Source organism: Halobacillus sp. K22 (assembly GCF_052246795.1).
Taxonomy (GTDB): Bacteria; Bacillota; Bacilli; order Bacillales; family Halobacillaceae; genus Halobacillus.
Window position 1 is genome coordinate 18,157 of the sequence record NZ_JBQQCN010000024.1, and the last position, 15,996, is coordinate 34,152.

Sequence of the window (15,996 nt, forward strand, 5' to 3'; positions counted from 1 at the left end):
ATCATCCTTTCCGTTATGAGTCAGTGGTTTGTTTATCTCGTAGTCCTTCAATCAACGTTTCAACGACCTCGGGACGGCTGAACGTTTTTGGCGGTTTTTCGCCATTTCTAAGCAGTTCACGTACTTTTGTACCGGAAAGAATGACGTGGTGTTTGGCATCATGCGGGCACGTCTTGTGAGAAGCCATTGCTTCACACGCCTGGCAGTAAAAACTGTGTTCAAAGAACATTGGCGTTATTCCCAGTTCATCCTCTGTGAAATGACTAAAGATTTTCTGAGCGTCGTAGGTACCGTAGTAATCGCCTACTCCAGCGTGGTCACGGCCGACAATGAAGTGGGAGCAGCCGAAGTTCTTACGGACAAGACTGTGAAAAATAGCTTCTCGCGGGCCGGCATAGCGCATAGCCGCACTAAAGACAGCAAGCACTACACGATTCGCCGGATAGTAGTTTTCGAGCAGCACCTGGTAGCTCTTCATCCTTACATCACTCGGAATATCATCGCTTTTCGTTTCACCGACAAGTGGATTTAAGAACAGTCCATCTACCGTTTCCAAGGAAGCTTTCTGAATATATTCGTGAGCGCGGTGAACCGGATTACGGGTTTGGAAGCCGACGACTTTACTCCAGCCCAGCTCCTTAAATAAGTCTCTCGACTGAGCAGGGTCCAGGTAGAATTTTTCGTCATGTTCTTTCTCGGCCCGCTTTGTCAGCTCAATTTCACCGGCAACGTAATAGTCCGGACGGCCGTAAAGTTTATTTACGCCAGGATGCGCGGATTCTTTGGTTAAGTACACATTCTCTGCTTCTTTTTCTTTATCCGAAGAATAGACTTCACTAATTGTGATCGTACCGTAAGTCGTACCGTTTTGAACGAGCGCAGCTTTCTGTCCCGTCTGAAGCTCATTGGCCTGTTCTGTATTTACAGGCAGCGTAATAGGAATGCTCCATGGTGTTCCGTCTTTCAGCCTCATATTCTCAACGACGGAATGATAATCTTCTTGATTCAGAAAACCGGTTAAGGGGCTGTAGGCTCCGTTCCCGATCAGTTCTAAATCACTTAAAGCCATGGCATCCAGTTCAATTTTTGTGGTAAGGGCTGAAGTGTCAGCCCCTTCGTTTATTTGATTGACAAGCGTCCCGCCGTGGGGAGCGATAATTGTAGACATGTGATTTCCTCCTTTATTCACTCTCGTTGTTACCTGTCGTATGAAGACCGCACTCGGTCTTGTTAAAGCCTTTCCATCGTCCGGAGCGGTCGTTGCTATCCGCTGCAAATGTGCAAGGGATACAGCCGATACTTGGATATCCTTGATCATGCAAATCATTGTAATCCAAGTCGTTTACTCGGATATATTGCCATACGTCGTCCCATGTCCAGTAGATAAGGGGACAAACCTTAATTGATTCAAATCGATCATCTTTATTAACAAAATTGGTATGGCTTCGGCTTACCGACTGTTCGCGCCGCAGTCCGGACACCCAGGCTGTGGCCCCGCTCAATGCTTCTTCCAGCGGTTTAATTTTACGGATAAAGCAGCATTTGTCCGGCTCTCGTTTCCATAAGGCTGAGCCATGTTTTTCGGCTTGCTGATCCAGTGTTAATTCCGGTTTTTTCATTTCAATATTCAAGTCAGGGTATTTTTTCTTCACCTTATCGATTAAATCGTATGTTTCCTGAAAATGAATTTCCGTATCAAGAAAAACGATGTGGGCATCTTTTTTAACTTTTGCTATTAAATCTATGAGTACAATTCCTTCAGCACCAAAGCTGCAGGCGTAGGTAATCGAAGAACCATAGGTATCATAAGCCCATTTCAGTACTTCAAGTGCCCCCTTGGTTTCCCCTTCAGGGCCCAGATTTTCAAAAGGATCGCCTGTGAACTCTTCGTAAGTTATGGCTGGATTGGTCATTTTTATCCTCCCTTCCCACAAAACAAATCATTATAAAAATCAAAAACCTCTCTTCCCGAGAAAAAAGAAGAGAGGCGTTCAGCAAAAATAAGCCAGCGTCTCATCTTCTCATCTTTCAAGTAATAGCTTGCTGGAATTGGCACAGCGTCTGTTGACCCGTTGCCGAGGCTTCAAAGGGCCAGTCCCTCCACCTCTCGAGATAAGAAAACGATGATTGAATTTTTTTGAAATGTGATTGTTTTAAATCTTATGCTCCTTTTTATTATATGTCAATGCTTAATTTAAATATTCTGTATTTTTAATAATTGTGCTTGACAGGCCTTGCCTTTCCCCTTTAGATTGAAAAGTATCTTAATTTTAAAAATTGAATAAATCCTTATAGAGAGCCGGGGAAGGAATCTGGTCCGTTGATCCCGCAGCAACCTCTCCTAGTTGGAGAAGGTGCTCATTCCAGCAGACATTGTCTGAGAGATAAGGTTAAGCTATTCAGCTTTTCACCTCTTCCTCAGGGAAGAGGTTTTTTCTTAGCCTTTTTACAGGATTCTCTGTTAATAATTGTAATTTCTGCTCTTATGAACTTCCGTATTGATCTTAAAATTAAGCTCCCTATTGTGGAAGACTCAGTTTCAAGATAACCGGGGTCCGTTACGTTAAATGGAGAAGGGCTGGTGGGGAAATAACTCGCTTTCCTGTGGGGGAACTGGCAAGCCTCCTCAGTCGTTTTCACTCCCTGCGGGGTCTCGCCTAGCTCCTTCTCCCACGGGAGTCTCATCATTTCCCCACCAACCCAACATGATTAAGAAAAACGGACCCTTCCAGAAGAGAATAATTTCCCTGCTTAATCTGGGTTAAATGCTTTTATGACAGGCTATTGGGTGTAGTTACATCCTGAAAATAGGTAGAAAACCACATAGTCTAATTCATCATTATGCAGGTGATGTTGGAAATGGTATTGAGTCTCTGATTTGGCAAGGTCCGGAGGGGGACGATGTAGACTCCTGCGGGATGAACATGATCGGTGAGATCCCGGAAGGCGAAGCCTGAGGAAGCTCACCTCATGCCCGCGGAAAGCGAGTCGTTCCCTGGAGCCCCTTTCTCCACAAAACATTTCGAAACTGAGTCTTCAACTAACCGGCCCTATTGTGTAATAAGCTTTTAATGAAAAAACAACAATAAATTTAACAAAGAAGTGACTTTATTCATTTCAGGTCCATATAGTGTAAGAATTGAGATGGAAACTGCTTAGAAAACAACTCGTTTTTCTTTGCTCTGTAAGCCTGGTCAGGAATACATAACAGCTAGATTTTTTTAAACATAAAACCTAGTAAATCAATCAGAATAATAAATTATAGAAACAGGAGTGTTGAAACGTGAGAAGATTACTTATTTTTTCGTTCGTCGGTTTTTTTGCCCAGCTTATCGACGGTGCGCTGGGGATGGCATTCGGGCTCAGCTCTTCCTCCCTTTTGCTCGCCTACGGGGTGGCTCCCGCGATTGCCTCCTCTTCGATCCATATGTCTGAAATCGCTACAACAGGCGTTTCTGGATTTTCACACTATAAGTTCGGAAACCTGGATAAAAAATTAGCCCTGACCTTAATTGTTCCGGGAGCGGTCAGCGCATTTTTGGGAGCAGCTTTTCTGAGTAATCTCCCAGGAGATATGATTAAGCCTTTTATCTCCTCTTTCTTACTTTTGCTCGGGATTTATATCATCGCTCGTTTTCTTTTTCTGCGTCCGTCAAATGAGAACCAGAAGAGAAAGCCGCTCAAAAAACGCTTTCTGTACCCGCTTGGCTTCCTGGCAGGATTCATGGATTCCATAGGCGGCGGTGGATGGGGGCCTATCAACACTCCAGTTCTCCTATCACAAAAGGGAGCGACACCTAGAAAAGTCATCGGTACAGTAGATACGACCGAGTTTGCCGTGACGACTTCTGCCACCCTCGGTTTTCTTATATTTTTAGGAATCGATCAGTTCAACTGGCTGTGGGTTGCGGCTTTTGTTATTGGGGGAGTACTGGCCGCCCCACTTGCCGCCTGGCTGGTTCGGATCCTTCCAGCTCTGATTCTCGGAGTGCTTGCCGGTGGTTTCATTATCCTAGTGAATCTGCGCACTGTACTGCAGTCCGTTTCCATCAGCGGTGATGCGCTGACACTTATTTATACCATCCTCATTGCAGGCTGGGGAGCATGCGTCCTTTTCTCCATTAAACGAAACATTCAATTTAACCGTCAGGGGAACTCTCCGTTAAAAGAAACGTCGTAGCACTGCCTAAATATGCATGCCGCCAATCAGACGGCTCTTCGGGCGGTGACATCCAACAGGAATCTGGAGGAGAGTAGTCTGATCGCTTGCTTTCAAATCATAGAGGGAATCACAATGGTTCACATCGAATCCAAGCAGTGGGTGACCGTTCATACCAAGCGCACTTGCCGAGAGCAATAGACGCTGCAGCAGCATACCCGCTTCCATGTGCTCGATTCTGTACCCTCTGTGCCCCAGCTCGTTTTTATAAAAAGACCGATCTCCTGCAATATGAAGACAGATAGGAATCTGATGAAAATTAACATAATCCATGTTCATTCCTGCCTGCAGCTCCGGGCGAAAGTCGCCCTCTTTTAGTTTGATTAACGAATGAGAGGGACTGTCGTACCGGTAAGCTCCATCTGCGATCCCTTCCACCTGATAGAAACATCCGTACAGGGATAGGCGAGAAGCCGGATCCTCCCCTCTATCGAGGTCCGTGGGGCTCGTAAATGGAGCGCATGCATGCTGAAGCAGTGCCGCAAGCTTCGCTAACTCTATCTTTTCAGGTATAAAATCCATCTCCGGGGAGTGGCGGTTCCGGAATACCTCGAGTGCATCTTCGTTCAGCTTTTCTCCAGCAGGCAAAGCAATTTTCGACCTGAACTCCGTATTCTCTTTTCCTTTGTTCAGCCGGCGGAATAATTCCGATGATTCTATCATTGAGCTCTGATTGACCTGAATGATTTGAGAGAATTCCTTCACGGTTAGGGATCTTTGAAAATAGCTGGTTTCAAGCTTTGGAAGTTCAGTACATAACTCATCCGCGCTTTGTTTTGTTCTCCTGTTTATCTGAAGACACGGTTGTTTCGATGTGGACAGAGGGATTACCGCATATACACTTTCTTCCTTGTCATCGAGACCGAGCAGATGATTAACCGCACGATCCATAAATTGAAAATGAACCCGGGCATGAAAACGAAAGGATTGGCCCGTCTCAAGCAGCTGGCCGATTAGCGCGCCGGCATCAAGTCCCTGCAGGCGATAGGAAAAGTTGTGGTATTTGAAGAAATTCTTCCAGAACATCGAAGTAATAATCACTGCCCCGAAACCACCGGCAAGGTCGGCGTTATGGCCGAGAGCTGCATTCAAATAAGAGTCAAAGTTCCCTTCCCTGAGTAAGAGAAGGCGATGGTGAGCAGCATCATAATGATAAACACCCTGCGGCAGGTCCTCCACTTTTAGATACATATACAATTCGTTTGGATAAAGCCCGCCTCCGGAGGGAGCGAAGCGGCGCAAGGACTGAATCGTCTCCACGCCTCCTCCACCTGCCGGCAGTGCTGTATGGCTAAACTGGGTCAATCCATAGGTGTACCATAGAAAATAACCAATGGCAGAAAGTGCCGTGTTCGATACCGCCCCTTCTTTTCTAGGATAAAGCGGAATATCTTGAGGCAGCGGAAACTCCGGCAGCCCCCGGTAAATCTTGAAAGGTAGCGGAGCGTCTTCCCAATCAACTACCCATTCACGCGGATTCACAAAGTCGCTTTGAAAATGCAGCTGTTGTAAGAACAAATCGAGATCCATCACTAGCCTCCTTGGCCTCTTTTAAGGAAATGGATGCGGATAAGGGTTAAGATCCTCTAACGTGAGAGACCGACTAACATAGCCGAGTTGCTTTGGCACATGTAACACTCTCTCAAGCCCTGTGATGCGAGTGAGGTGGTGACCAAACGTCATCGGCAGCATCCCGGGAATTAATACTTTTACACAATGAAGATCATTCCGGCGTATTTCTGAAGTGGTTTGATCGACTACAATCACGTCGAGATCCAGTCTACGGAACACATGCAGAAGATCTCTCACATCATCTGTAAGATCCGGGTGGCTCCGCTTCCAGTCAAATGCCTCGGCAAATGTCTGCTGCGGCTGCTCATTTTTCAGTAAAAAGTCCAGCCGTTCTTCTGCTTCGGGAAGTCCATATAACATTCCGTGGTCATCCATTTTCTGAACAAGCGATGAATCATTCAGCATAGCAGTATATTTGTCTTTATTCTTTTCGAATTCCTTATTCAATGGTTTAACCATGCCAATACTTTCCGCAATCGCACTTTTTACCGCTTTGACCGGATCCAGGTGGGCACCCGCTGCACAAATAAGATTCATTCCCGCTTGATTGGGATCAATTTTTTTAATAATCGTGAATATACAAGGAATGCCGTGTTCGAGGGTGGCATTGTACAAGTAGAGATCGTAGCCTGCTTCTTCCCGCATGCGATCGATCATTAAATTCAGCTCTTTATCTTCCGAAGAATACGGATCAATCCATGGGAGCGGCAGTCTGGCGTACCACGTCATGAGAAAAGAGTCCCGTTCCAGCACCTCAAGCATCCCGTGAAAAATGGCTTCCTCCCGGCTTCCGCCGAGGGCACATCCATTCGAAGTCTCAAAAACGAACCCATTTCCACAGCCCATGCTGTAATAAGCCAGCCGCTCTGGAACCAACACAGGGGCTTTTTGCAGGAGGGAGTGGCCCCACACCCAGTTCATTTTTTTATCTGGATGGAAAACGGTAAAAGGAAAATGAGGCTGAACGTATTGGTCGTTCGTATGAACCCCTACCTGAAGCGGATGGAGAGCGGAATCGAGATTGCTGTAGCTCTCGTTAACGATGGTTCGTTTCCCCCTCGGATCCATCCCACAGGATCGTTCGAGCCCTTCAAGTATGGCGGTCATTTCACTTTCGGCGTAAGAATTGGTTCTCCCTGCAGTTCCTTCATCTCCGCCAAGGATAGGAAGATTGACAATGACATCGGCAAACGGGGTTTCAAAATCCTGCAGTTTATTGTTTAACAATCCAGTCCGCGGGTCGAGATAATCTTTCGAAAGGACGCCGCTTAACTCTTCCTTTGACCGGCAGCGATAGCTGTTTTCATTCATCTTTATACATGGCTCAAGCGTTATTTCAGCAGCGGAAGCTGAATCAATGGGCGTATTACTGCAAACTCCGCATGTAGAATCCGGTAAAATGACATGACGTGAACTCTCCAGACTGCGAAGATCGATCCTGTAAATCGATTCTTCGAGTGAAGACGGCCTTCCTTTCAACACTTGCTCTACTTCCCTTTTGATTAGAAAAGCCATTTGCTTGAAGGCTGTTTCAGACCCCCATTCATCCTGTCGGGCGTCCTGAGTTTCAATGAGAGCCTGATGAACCTTCCACAGATCCTGACGATCGACAGCGGCCATCAGCCGCCGGGACTCCGCACATTGTGAACAGCCGGGACGTCCGGGTCGTACAAGCGGGCCGACCACACCGACACCAAAACTCGCGAAGGCCGGCAGCCATACCACATCGCACGCCCTGGCCGCCGCTTCCGCTTGCAGATAGATCGATGGATCCCAGGCATCGTGCAGCACCAGCATCAGTCTCGTATCCTCGGGTATCGGGGTGTTAAAATCAGGATGCCGAACAAGCTCATATTGTGCGCTTAGTTCCTCTGCCGTAAGCTCAAGCAGCTTTCCTTTTCCGATCATTGCAATGATTGGACTCACCCTGACTCCTCCTCTCTTACAACCACGCCAAAGAGATCAATGATGCCATCATCTTTAAAAGGATCCATGGTTACTTTTATAAAGGACAGATCTTTATGGTGGCGTTCTAACCGTTGGATGACAGACTGAAGCACCTCCGGGTCATCTGACTCACAGGAGGGAACATCGACGAGTTGGACCAATCCTTTTTTAAAAGCATTAATTGAAACTGCGGAAGCTCCAGGGAAGGTAGTATTATTCTGAGCCTCTACCAGGGTCCGCCGTAACGCTTCGCGTAAAGCGAGGGTGCGAGTAAATCCGACGGTTCCATACCATTGATTGTTACGGGTTTTTATCCACACCACAGGAAAGCCATAAGCATCTTCTCCGATACCTAATTCCGGTTCTTTGTTCATGGTCGTTAACGCTTGATAATAGAAGCGGCAGCGTTCATCTTCCACCTTACGTAACTCCAGCCTGGCGGGTGTTCCTTTCTCCTCGTTCACTTGCGTTTTCCAATTTTCTTCAAGCATATTGGTCAGGGTACGGCTGATCGCTGTTCTTGTACCTGATTCCCCCGCTCCTAAATACAGTCTGGATTCCCGGTCCTTTGCAGCTTCTAAAGCATTCAAAATATCTTGCTTTAAAGGCGCTAGATACTGTTCAACCCCAGTAAGTCCTGCTTCCCGCCTCGCTTCTTCATGGGTCATCGCTGCACAGATGATACCTGGATGCGGCTCCACGGATTGAATATCAATCGCTTGCACCTCGCATTGAGATAAAGGCAGCTGGGGCAGATCTCCCTCTTCATAACGACGTAAGATTCCTAAAGGTCCGGACGCCATCTCACTAAAGTAATACAACCAATCCTGATTCTCTTCTTTTTTATTCGTTTCCTTCAGTACGTTTTCCACTCGTTCGACCGCTATGCTTCCTGTTACAAGCGGATGCGGTTTGAACGGATGCCATTTCCCTTCCAGGGTTTCATTCGTGAGGACAAACATATGGCTGGAAGGATGAACATCCGGCACTCCGGTCACCTTTTTAAACCATTCGAACACAGCCACATTTGTAAGCATCGCTGCTGCTGGTGAGGAGATAGAACCGCCCGGCTCCTCATCCTGCTTCTGAAGACTGCGCCATGCGGATTCAAAACAATGATCCGAACCAGGTCGTTCCATAGGACCCGCAAATCCTTCTGTTCCGCTGCATAGAATGGGAATAAACCACTTTTGCTTTTTATGGCACGCTTTTAGGACAGCCTCTCTCTCCTCATGTTGGTCTTTGTGTGAAGCATAAAAAACCGCCTCATATGGTTCGATTTCATTAGTCCAGGAAAAAGGATTTTCCAATGCCAGGCTGACAGCAGCCTCAGGATCCGATTCCCTCGCCCAGGCTTCAAGCTCCCTCACGCGACGACGACCGCTTTCGTTCTCATCGGTTATGATCACATGAATCGTTGCCATCCCGGAGGTAAGCAAAGCGGACACTACACCGATCACCATGTCTCCTTCACCAACGACGATTACTTTTTTATGCCGGTATTGCTGGAACCGGAAGCAGGGAGAATCGCCGAAGCTTTCCAGAAATTCGATCTGGGAAGCGAATTTCGCCGCTACCTCTGGATGTAATTCGTGATGACGATCTTCACTTACATCTCGTAGAAACCCATTCGTATAGAGAACTTCCGCCATTTCGTAGACACGCGTACGGTAGGGCATTGATAATCCTTCGGTTAAATCAGCCATTGAGTGTTCTCCATTAAGCATGGGAACCAGCTTCTCCACCCATTGTTGAATGGCCTTTCCTTCCATCCGAAACGAACCTGCATTATTTCTAAAATAAACATTTCCATTCGGTTCTGGCATAAAAAAAGTACCTTTTTTGACCTTCAAACGCATCGAAGGCTTTACATTCACCATGACACTCCTCCTTACCAGCTGAGCTGACTTCCTCCTACGATTCTATGTACGTCCCTTTGTCTCATATGTCTTTCCTTATAAGAAGTACCCCTGCAGCCAGTTTCTGCAGGGGTAAGGAAAAACTATATATAAATGTAAAATGCTTAACGTCCGCAGCGACCGCAGCCTGCACAGCGTGCACATCTCGCACAGCCCCCGCAGCCTCCGCAACCTGCACAACGCGCACAACCGCCGCAGCCTCCGCAACCGCCACATCCAGCACAGCGGAAACAGCCAAAGCAGCCAAAACACACAAATCCAAACCCTACTAATCGCGAATCTTGGCCATAATTATGAGCCTGCTCACTCGGTACTAACTGCTGGGCATGAAATTCTCCAACGTCCAAATGCTGAAGTTCATTTTGAAACTGATTCATATGGGTAACCTCCATCAATATTCAGATTTACTCTGGTCCGGAAACCATTCGAATTCTCATTCATTAATAAAGACACTTTCCCAATCAAGGTATGACGAAGGCCTGGGCAGTGTTACTCGGAGGTGTTTGGAAGTTGTTTACTCAGCAGTCAGTAATACGAGGGAAGTTTTAGAGGATAAGAGGTTTTAGTTTCTGGCTGCCATCAGAAGCTGGCGAGTTTAGGAGGTGCTGCGGCTGATTAAGCTTTACTTGGGCGAATTGAGTTGTGCTCTACCCCGATTGAGCCGTGACCACCCTTAATTGCGCTATGCTGCTAACGGAGTGGACTGCCCAAGACTCCTTATTAAAGCTAGTAGAAAAAAAGCTGGTATTCCTCTACCTTTAAAAAGAGCGCTATTAATTATGCGGTCTAGCAGGACTAAAGGATTCCAACTCTATTGTTCTCTTTTTTCAATAGCTTCACGGCCGCTGTTGCCGAGAAAATCTATGTCGAAAACTTTTCATCTTCGTCGGTGGAATAAACGAAAAATATCAACAATACTATAGTTATTGTTTGGCGAATTTAACTTCAGGAGGTAAAAGGATGAATGTTGTTGGAAGTAAGTCAAGGTTTTGGGTGTATGCTGCGGTCATTTTTTCATTAGTTATTGCTTTTGTTTTCACCCCTTTTTCAAAAGCAGAAGCCACAATCAATTATGGTGAGGAAGTGGCTGCCGTAGCGGAGAGGTATGCGGGAACCCCGTTTAAGTGGGGAGGCACGACGCCTAAAGGCTTTGATGCAAGTGGATTTACTCAATACATCTATGCATATTCAGCTGCTAAAAAGAAAATCGCCCGCACCAGTGCCGACCAATACAAGCAAGGAGTAGTGGTTAAGAAGCAATCCGATCTAAAATTTGGGGATCTTGTATTCTTTGATACAGCTGGCAAAGGCAAGGTCTCATTTGTTGGTATATACACAGGGTCCGGTGAGTTCATTGCCGCTACCTCCCGCGGAGTCCGAACACAAAAGCTCTCCAGTTCCTATTGGAAAACAAAATATATAGGTGCAAAGCGTCACTTTTAACTAAAAAAGCAGGGACCTCCTCAAAGGAAGTCCCTGCTTACATAATTGTTATTTTAGTCCCGCCCCTCTATTTCAATTGCCTCTTTTAAGCGTGCATGTTGATCTTCCACAAAAGTTCCCATTTGTGGAAGACTCAGTGTCAAGATAATTGGGCCCATTACGTTAAATTGAGAAGGGCTGGTGGGGAAATAACTCGCTTTCCTATGGGGGAACGGTGAGCTTCCTCGCTCGTTATCACTCGCTGCGGGATCTCACCTAGTTCCTTCTCCCATGGGAGTCTCGCCATTTCCCCACCAACCCCACACGATTAAGAAAAACGGACCCTTCTTTAGAAGTGCAGGTATTGGACTTGAAGCTTTCAGCGGTAGCAGGCCTTTTCTAATAAAATCTAGAGAGAATAGAACCTAATATCAAGATTTTTATATTTCCTATCCAAGTGATTTTTGCCAAAGTTTCTAGCCTCTCATTTCAGTAAGGTCCGGAGGGGGACGGTGAGACTCCTGCGGGATAAACATGATCGGTGAGACCCCGGAAAGCTTTAGCTTGAGGAGGCTCAGCACATGCCCGCGGAAAGCGAATCGTCCCCCGCAGGACCTGCACTTCAAACCAATATCTCTAAAGTAAGTCTTCCAAAATCCTGCCCTTTTGTGTAACAATTCTTATATCAAAACCCTTTAACATAGCTTTCTCATGAAAAACATATCAGCTGTAGTTTAGTTTAAGGTAAAATCTCCTGAGCTCGTTTCCACCAGGATTTGATACTTCTGCTCTCCTTTGTAGCCTATCACCTCATGCTCCGCTCTTCTTTCATAATGAATACCATCCAGTTGAATGCGTTCTTCTCCTGAACTTGATTGATAGTTCAGCAAAAATGATTGAGGTTCTTCTTCAAACGAAAATGTGACATCACCGCTTGATGTATGGGCAGTTAGATTTCCCGCCAGACTCTCATGCGATACATCCACATTTCCAGAGGAAGATTCAGCTTCCATTTCATGAAATAACAGCCCTTTTCCTTCTATATCTCCGCTGCTTGTTTTCAGTTCCACCTCAGCGTCTGCCCCTTTGATGTTCGTCATCATTACACTTCCACTGGAAGAATGGAAGTTCAACTGTTCGTCAACTTCCAGGCTAGATACTTCAATATCCCCTGAGCTTGTGGCAGCGATCAGCTGGCTTGCTTGTATGTCACTAAGTGTTACCTCAGATGAGGAGGTGTTTATTTTTACTAAATTCAGTTGGTGCTCGGGTATTTTGACGAGCAACTTTAAATCATCTCCTCGGATAAAACCAAAAGAAAGTCCTAGACCATTATTTTTTTCAAGCTTTATGTTTAACTCGCCGTTTGTCTCTTCCACTTGATACGAATACTGATTCCATTTTCGAGCATATCCGCTGAGACTCAACTGAATTTGATCGCTTTCCCCTTCCAAGAACTGTACATCAACGGATGAAAGATTTACATGGATGTCTTGAATTCCACTCGCAGTAAAGGTTTCTTCCTTATGTACATTCATCTTTTCATTTTCTAACGATTTCGTAGTCTGAAAGGAGAACAATGCTCCTATCCCTCCTAGAACTAAAGCAAACACTACAATCCATCTTGCTTTTTGCATATGCTCTTCTCCTCTCACGATAAAAAATTAAGAAACTGCCGCGGATGAGAAAAAATTTTGTCCATTATACTGTGCAAGTTTTAATTTTTAGAAACCATTCAATTATTTTATAATATACTAAAAATATACCGTACTATTCTTTGTGAAGATAGATAACTAAAGTGAATTTTCAAAATAATTCATAATCCAAAGCCTGCACAAAAAACAGCCTCCTCCCGCTCGAGAAGACTGTCTACCTATTAGAAGTTTACTTTAATTTTCACTAAATCCTGAATACTGCCATCTTTAGCACTTCGACTATAGACCCATAACTCTCCAGAAGCTGTTGTAGGCTGTCGGTCAAAAGGAACGGTACTACTGAAAAAACCATAAGCTGGAGCACCTTGATCGGTCATAGCAAAACGTTCATTAGACACGACTACTCCATTACTGTCCCTCAGTTGATAATTAACGACCGCCTCAAATACTCTCGCGTAACCTTCTACCTTATTCCCGCTGTTAAAGGTGGAATCAGGCAGGGGACGAGTCACAAAAATATTCCTGGAAGTCGGGATCGGAATAATCAGGTGATAATCCGGCCAGATCACATCTTTTTGGAAACCGGGCCGATCAGCATTCGCTTCTTCAATGTCAGCCATACTTACCCCAAATCGACTCGCAATGGAATACAGCGAATCACCACTGACAATCCTATAAGTGAACGCTGGAACAAGCAGGTTCTGCCCTACATTAATTACGTTGGGATTTGAAATATTGTTCACTCCCGCAAGAAGATCAACGTGAGTGTCAAACGTTTGGGCGATAGCTGCTAGTGTATCCCCGTTCGTTACGATATGGGACATGATCGGATTAGAAGTTGAAGTAGGGATGACTAAAACATCATCCGGGTAAATTAATCCCCGGTCTGTCACAGGTGGATATAGGTGGTTAGCATTTTCGATCGCAGCTACAGTGCTGCCAGCACGACTGGCAATTGAAAATAGAGTGTCACCAGATTTGACCGTATAGATCAGCCCTTTTGTTGAAATAACAGGCATTCTTACACCTCCTCTCTCTATATAATCTATGGAAAATAATAGAATTGAGAACGGCATTTATCATACAAGCTATCCAATTAAACAAAAATGTATGATCATCTCTATTCCATATGGATGATTCCCGCGCCCATTAAAAATTCGTTTTTTTGCCTTACGTGGAGCGCTTACAATCCATCTGGCTGCAGAAAAATTTGTTACACTATAGAAAATGGCAATGGAGGGATAAACGATGAAGAAATGGGCATTTGTTTCAGATTTTGATGGCACGATTTCCAATAAGGATTTTTACTGGGTAGTGATTGAAAAATACTATCCGGAAGGCAGAGACCTTTTTAAGAAGTGGAAAGCAGGTCAGATGAAGGACATCGAATTCCTGCGCACAGTTTTCTCCTCCATCCATCAGCATGAGGAGCAGATTATCGAAGATATTCTGGAAATCCCTATTGATGAGTACGTTCCGGCTTTTATTGAGCACGTACAGAACAATGGGGGTGACTTTTATATTTTAAGTGCGGGAACCGATTACTACATACATCACATTTTAAAAGAATACAATATTCAGGATGTGACCGTTTATTCTAATGAAGGGTATTACGAAGACCACAATGTTCATTTGAACATTGATTCTTCCCACCGGCATCATTCGGAGCGGTACGGCATCGATAAATCAAAAGTAATCCAGGAGCTGAAACAGGAGTACGAAACCGTTCACTTTGCCGGGGACAGCGAGCCCGACTCCCATCCAGCCGTCTATGCTGATACCACTTTTGCCAAAGATGCTTTACAGGAGATTCTAAGCGAGAAAAATATCGCCTTTACTCCCGTAAAAACCTTTAAAGACATACAGACCGAGTTAGAGAAAAAAGGATTTTTAAATCATGACTAATCCAATTACAAATATCCCGATTCCAGCTATTCTGGAAATTAAGAGCGGCATCATTTACAATCTTCAGGAGATTTTTGACCGCCATGGATTTGAAAATATCCTTATGCTATTTGATCCATTTATGATGGAACATTGGGAGGCAAAAATTAAAGATTCCCTTTCAACAACGAAACTGGATACGGCTTTAATGCAGCCCCATGCCGAAATCCATGATCTGATTAAACAGGCTTTTTCCATAAAGATGTATGGTGCAATCGTTGCGGTAGGCGGAGGTTCTGTTATTGATTGCGGAAAGTATATGGCCTTTTCTCGCCAGACTCCATTTATTAGTATTCCAACGTCGGCTTCCAACGATGGATTTGCGAGCAGTAACTGCTCATTAATGATTGAAGGAAAGAAAACGACGGTACCTGCCAAAGTGCCTTATGGAATCATTGCCGACCTTGACATTATTCAAAACGCCCCTTCCCCTTTTATTTTGGCTGGCGTTGGGGACTTAATGTCCAATATTACAGCCCTTTACGACTGGGAATTCGAAGATCGTCACGGAAAAAGCCGGGTAAATGCTTTTGCGTCGATGCTCAGTAAGAAAGCCGTCAACAGCTTTGTGCGTACCCCGATGAAAGATCTCAAGGATCCTACTTTTTTAAAGGAGCTGGTGAGTTCGCTAACCATGGGCGGAGTGGCTACCATAATCAGTGGAAACAGCTCCCCCATCAGCGGCTCGGAACATCTGATTTCCCATGCGCTCGATAAATACGCTGAACAGACCCACATGCACGGAATTCAGGTGGGGATAGCCACCTATATTATGGCGAATGTGCAGGAACATCGTGCCGAACGGATGCATAAAGTTTTCACCCGGACGGGATTTTTTGACTATGTAAAAACGCTGAATATAAAAAAGGCGGAGCTTAAGCTCGCCATTGAAAAAGGCCCAGAAATAAAGCCGCACCGCTATACGTATTTACATGAAAATAAATATCAGAGTAAAGCATTGGATTTTCTGGATCAGGACCCGGTTCTTCAGGAAATAGTACGGTAACTTTCGCAGGAAAACTCCTCTTTATAGAATAGCTCTGACGTTTGATGCAAACATTAGAGATATAAAAAAGGAGGATGCTGCTTATGAATAAAGAACGGGCTAAAGAAATTTTTCACTCCCCTGAAATGATCGCGGTTACCCATGAGGACCGGCCGATTTACATTGAAGAGGTTATTGAGAGAAGTGAAACGGCAAGAATACATCCCGTGGACCAGCCCAATGTATTCCAGGAAGTTCCGTTGTACGAACTGAAGGAAACGGAAGTACAGCATTAAAAACAAGCCGCACCTAAGACCTGAGTCATAGGTGCGG

General features: G+C 45.2%; 13 protein-coding genes and 2 riboswitches. Of the genes, 5 read left to right on the plus strand and 8 right to left on the minus strand.

The window, feature by feature from the left end; genetic code table 11:
- Positions 1-13: 13 nt before the first annotated feature.
- Both sat and ACTWPM_RS15835 read right to left on the minus strand, forming a co-directional pair.
- Entirely contained in the window at positions 14-1,168 is a 1,155-nt protein-coding gene (gene sat / locus ACTWPM_RS15830) for a sulfate adenylyltransferase (protein ID WP_443133991.1), read from the minus strand.
- Positions 1,169-1,181: 13 nt separating this feature from the next.
- Complete coding sequence (locus tag ACTWPM_RS15835) at positions 1,182-1,913, minus strand: phosphoadenylyl-sulfate reductase (RefSeq protein WP_443133992.1); 732 nt, start codon at positions 1,911-1,913, stop codon at positions 1,182-1,184.
- A gap of 105 nt (positions 1,914-2,018) precedes the next feature.
- A riboswitch (SAM riboswitch) is annotated at positions 2,019-2,119 on the minus strand.
- 167 nt (positions 2,120-2,286) lie between these two features.
- A riboswitch (SAM riboswitch) is annotated at positions 2,287-2,391 on the plus strand.
- An 892-nt stretch (positions 2,392-3,283) separates the two neighbouring features.
- On the opposite strand from ACTWPM_RS15835, the gene ACTWPM_RS15840 reads away from it, so the two are divergent.
- Entirely contained in the window at positions 3,284-4,180 is an 897-nt protein-coding gene (locus ACTWPM_RS15840; RefSeq protein WP_443133993.1) for a sulfite exporter TauE/SafE family protein, read from the plus strand.
- Between the two features lie 6 nt (positions 4,181-4,186).
- Here ACTWPM_RS15840 and ACTWPM_RS15845 read toward each other — a convergent pair whose 3' ends face one another.
- From ACTWPM_RS15845 to ACTWPM_RS15860, 4 genes are all read right to left on the minus strand, one after another.
- Positions 4,187-5,749 carry a SagB/ThcOx family dehydrogenase gene (locus tag ACTWPM_RS15845; protein WP_443133994.1) on the minus strand — a complete coding sequence of 521 codons (1,563 nt, stop codon included), beginning with the start codon at positions 5,747-5,749 and terminating at the stop codon, positions 4,187-4,189.
- Positions 5,750-5,770: 21 nt separating this feature from the next.
- Positions 5,771-7,717, minus strand: coding sequence for a TOMM precursor leader peptide-binding protein (locus ACTWPM_RS15850; protein WP_443133995.1), 1,947 nt, complete (start codon positions 7,715-7,717; stop codon positions 5,771-5,773).
- Positions 7,714-9,618 carry a bacteriocin maturation protein gene (locus tag ACTWPM_RS15855; protein WP_443133996.1) on the minus strand — a complete coding sequence of 635 codons (1,905 nt, stop codon included), beginning with the start codon at positions 9,616-9,618 and terminating at the stop codon, positions 7,714-7,716. Before ACTWPM_RS15855 ends, ACTWPM_RS15850 begins: the two co-directional genes overlap by 4 nt.
- 143 nt (positions 9,619-9,761) lie before the next feature.
- The gene (locus tag ACTWPM_RS15860; RefSeq protein WP_443133997.1) at positions 9,762-10,034 is read right to left on the minus strand and encodes a hypothetical protein; all 273 of its coding nucleotides are present in this window, start codon (positions 10,032-10,034) and stop codon (positions 9,762-9,764) included.
- 583 nt (positions 10,035-10,617) lie between these two features.
- Between ACTWPM_RS15860 and ACTWPM_RS15865 the strand changes: the two genes are divergently transcribed.
- On the plus strand, positions 10,618-11,100 hold the full coding sequence (locus tag ACTWPM_RS15865; RefSeq protein WP_443133998.1) for a C40 family peptidase: 483 nt from the start codon (positions 10,618-10,620) through the stop codon (positions 11,098-11,100).
- A 713-nt stretch (positions 11,101-11,813) separates the two neighbouring features.
- On the opposite strand, the gene ACTWPM_RS15870 is transcribed toward ACTWPM_RS15865, so the two are convergent.
- Positions 11,814-12,716: a DUF4097 family beta strand repeat-containing protein gene (locus ACTWPM_RS15870; RefSeq protein WP_443133999.1), complete on the minus strand. Its 903-nt coding sequence runs from the start codon at positions 12,714-12,716 to the stop codon at positions 11,814-11,816.
- 239 nt (positions 12,717-12,955) lie between these two features.
- Positions 12,956-13,753 carry a LysM peptidoglycan-binding domain-containing protein gene (locus tag ACTWPM_RS15875; RefSeq protein ID WP_443134000.1) on the minus strand — a complete coding sequence of 266 codons (798 nt, stop codon included), beginning with the start codon at positions 13,751-13,753 and terminating at the stop codon, positions 12,956-12,958.
- 229 nt (positions 13,754-13,982) lie between these two features.
- Here ACTWPM_RS15875 and ACTWPM_RS15880 point away from each other — a divergent pair, with 229 nt between their 5' ends.
- The 3 genes from ACTWPM_RS15880 to ACTWPM_RS15890 all read left to right on the plus strand — a co-directional run bounded on the left by ACTWPM_RS15880 (position 13,983) and on the right by ACTWPM_RS15890 (position 15,959).
- Positions 13,983-14,639 (plus strand): MtnX-like HAD-IB family phosphatase, encoded by a 657-nt coding sequence (locus ACTWPM_RS15880; RefSeq protein ID WP_443134001.1) that lies wholly within the window; start codon positions 13,983-13,985, stop codon positions 14,637-14,639.
- Positions 14,632-15,684: an iron-containing alcohol dehydrogenase family protein gene (locus tag ACTWPM_RS15885; RefSeq protein WP_443134002.1), complete on the plus strand. Its 1,053-nt coding sequence runs from the start codon at positions 14,632-14,634 to the stop codon at positions 15,682-15,684. Before ACTWPM_RS15880 ends, ACTWPM_RS15885 begins: the two co-directional genes overlap by 8 nt.
- A gap of 83 nt (positions 15,685-15,767) precedes the next feature.
- A complete protein-coding gene (locus ACTWPM_RS15890; RefSeq protein WP_041601289.1) occupies positions 15,768-15,959 on the plus strand; it encodes an H-type small acid-soluble spore protein in 192 nt (63 codons plus the stop codon).
- The last annotated feature ends 37 nt before the right edge of the window (positions 15,960-15,996 follow it).

Bases quoted from the DNA above. Each gene is read 5' to 3' on its own strand.
- sat (WP_443133991.1), bottom strand. From the start codon at position 1,168: ATGTCTACAATTATCGCTCCCCACGGCGGGACGCTTGTCAATCAAATA.
- ACTWPM_RS15835 (WP_443133992.1), bottom strand. From the start codon at position 1,913: ATGACCAATCCAGCCATAACTTACGAAGAGTTCACAGGCGATCCTTTT.
- ACTWPM_RS15845 (WP_443133994.1), bottom strand. From the start codon at position 5,749: ATGGATCTCGATTTGTTCTTACAACAGCTGCATTTTCAAAGCGACTTT.
- ACTWPM_RS15855 (WP_443133996.1), bottom strand. From the start codon at position 9,618: ATGGTGAATGTAAAGCCTTCGATGCGTTTGAAGGTCAAAAAAGGTACT.
- ACTWPM_RS15860 (WP_443133997.1), bottom strand. From the start codon at position 10,034: ATGAATCAGTTTCAAAATGAACTTCAGCATTTGGACGTTGGAGAATTT.
- ACTWPM_RS15865 (WP_443133998.1), top strand. From the start codon at position 10,618: ATGAATGTTGTTGGAAGTAAGTCAAGGTTTTGGGTGTATGCTGCGGTC.
- ACTWPM_RS15870 (WP_443133999.1), bottom strand. From the start codon at position 12,716: ATGCAAAAAGCAAGATGGATTGTAGTGTTTGCTTTAGTTCTAGGAGGG.
- ACTWPM_RS15875 (WP_443134000.1), bottom strand. From the start codon at position 13,753: ATGCCTGTTATTTCAACAAAAGGGCTGATCTATACGGTCAAATCTGGT.
- ACTWPM_RS15880 (WP_443134001.1), top strand. From the start codon at position 13,983: ATGAAGAAATGGGCATTTGTTTCAGATTTTGATGGCACGATTTCCAAT.
- ACTWPM_RS15885 (WP_443134002.1), top strand. From the start codon at position 14,632: ATGACTAATCCAATTACAAATATCCCGATTCCAGCTATTCTGGAAATT.
- ACTWPM_RS15890 (WP_041601289.1), top strand. From the start codon at position 15,768: ATGAATAAAGAACGGGCTAAAGAAATTTTTCACTCCCCTGAAATGATC.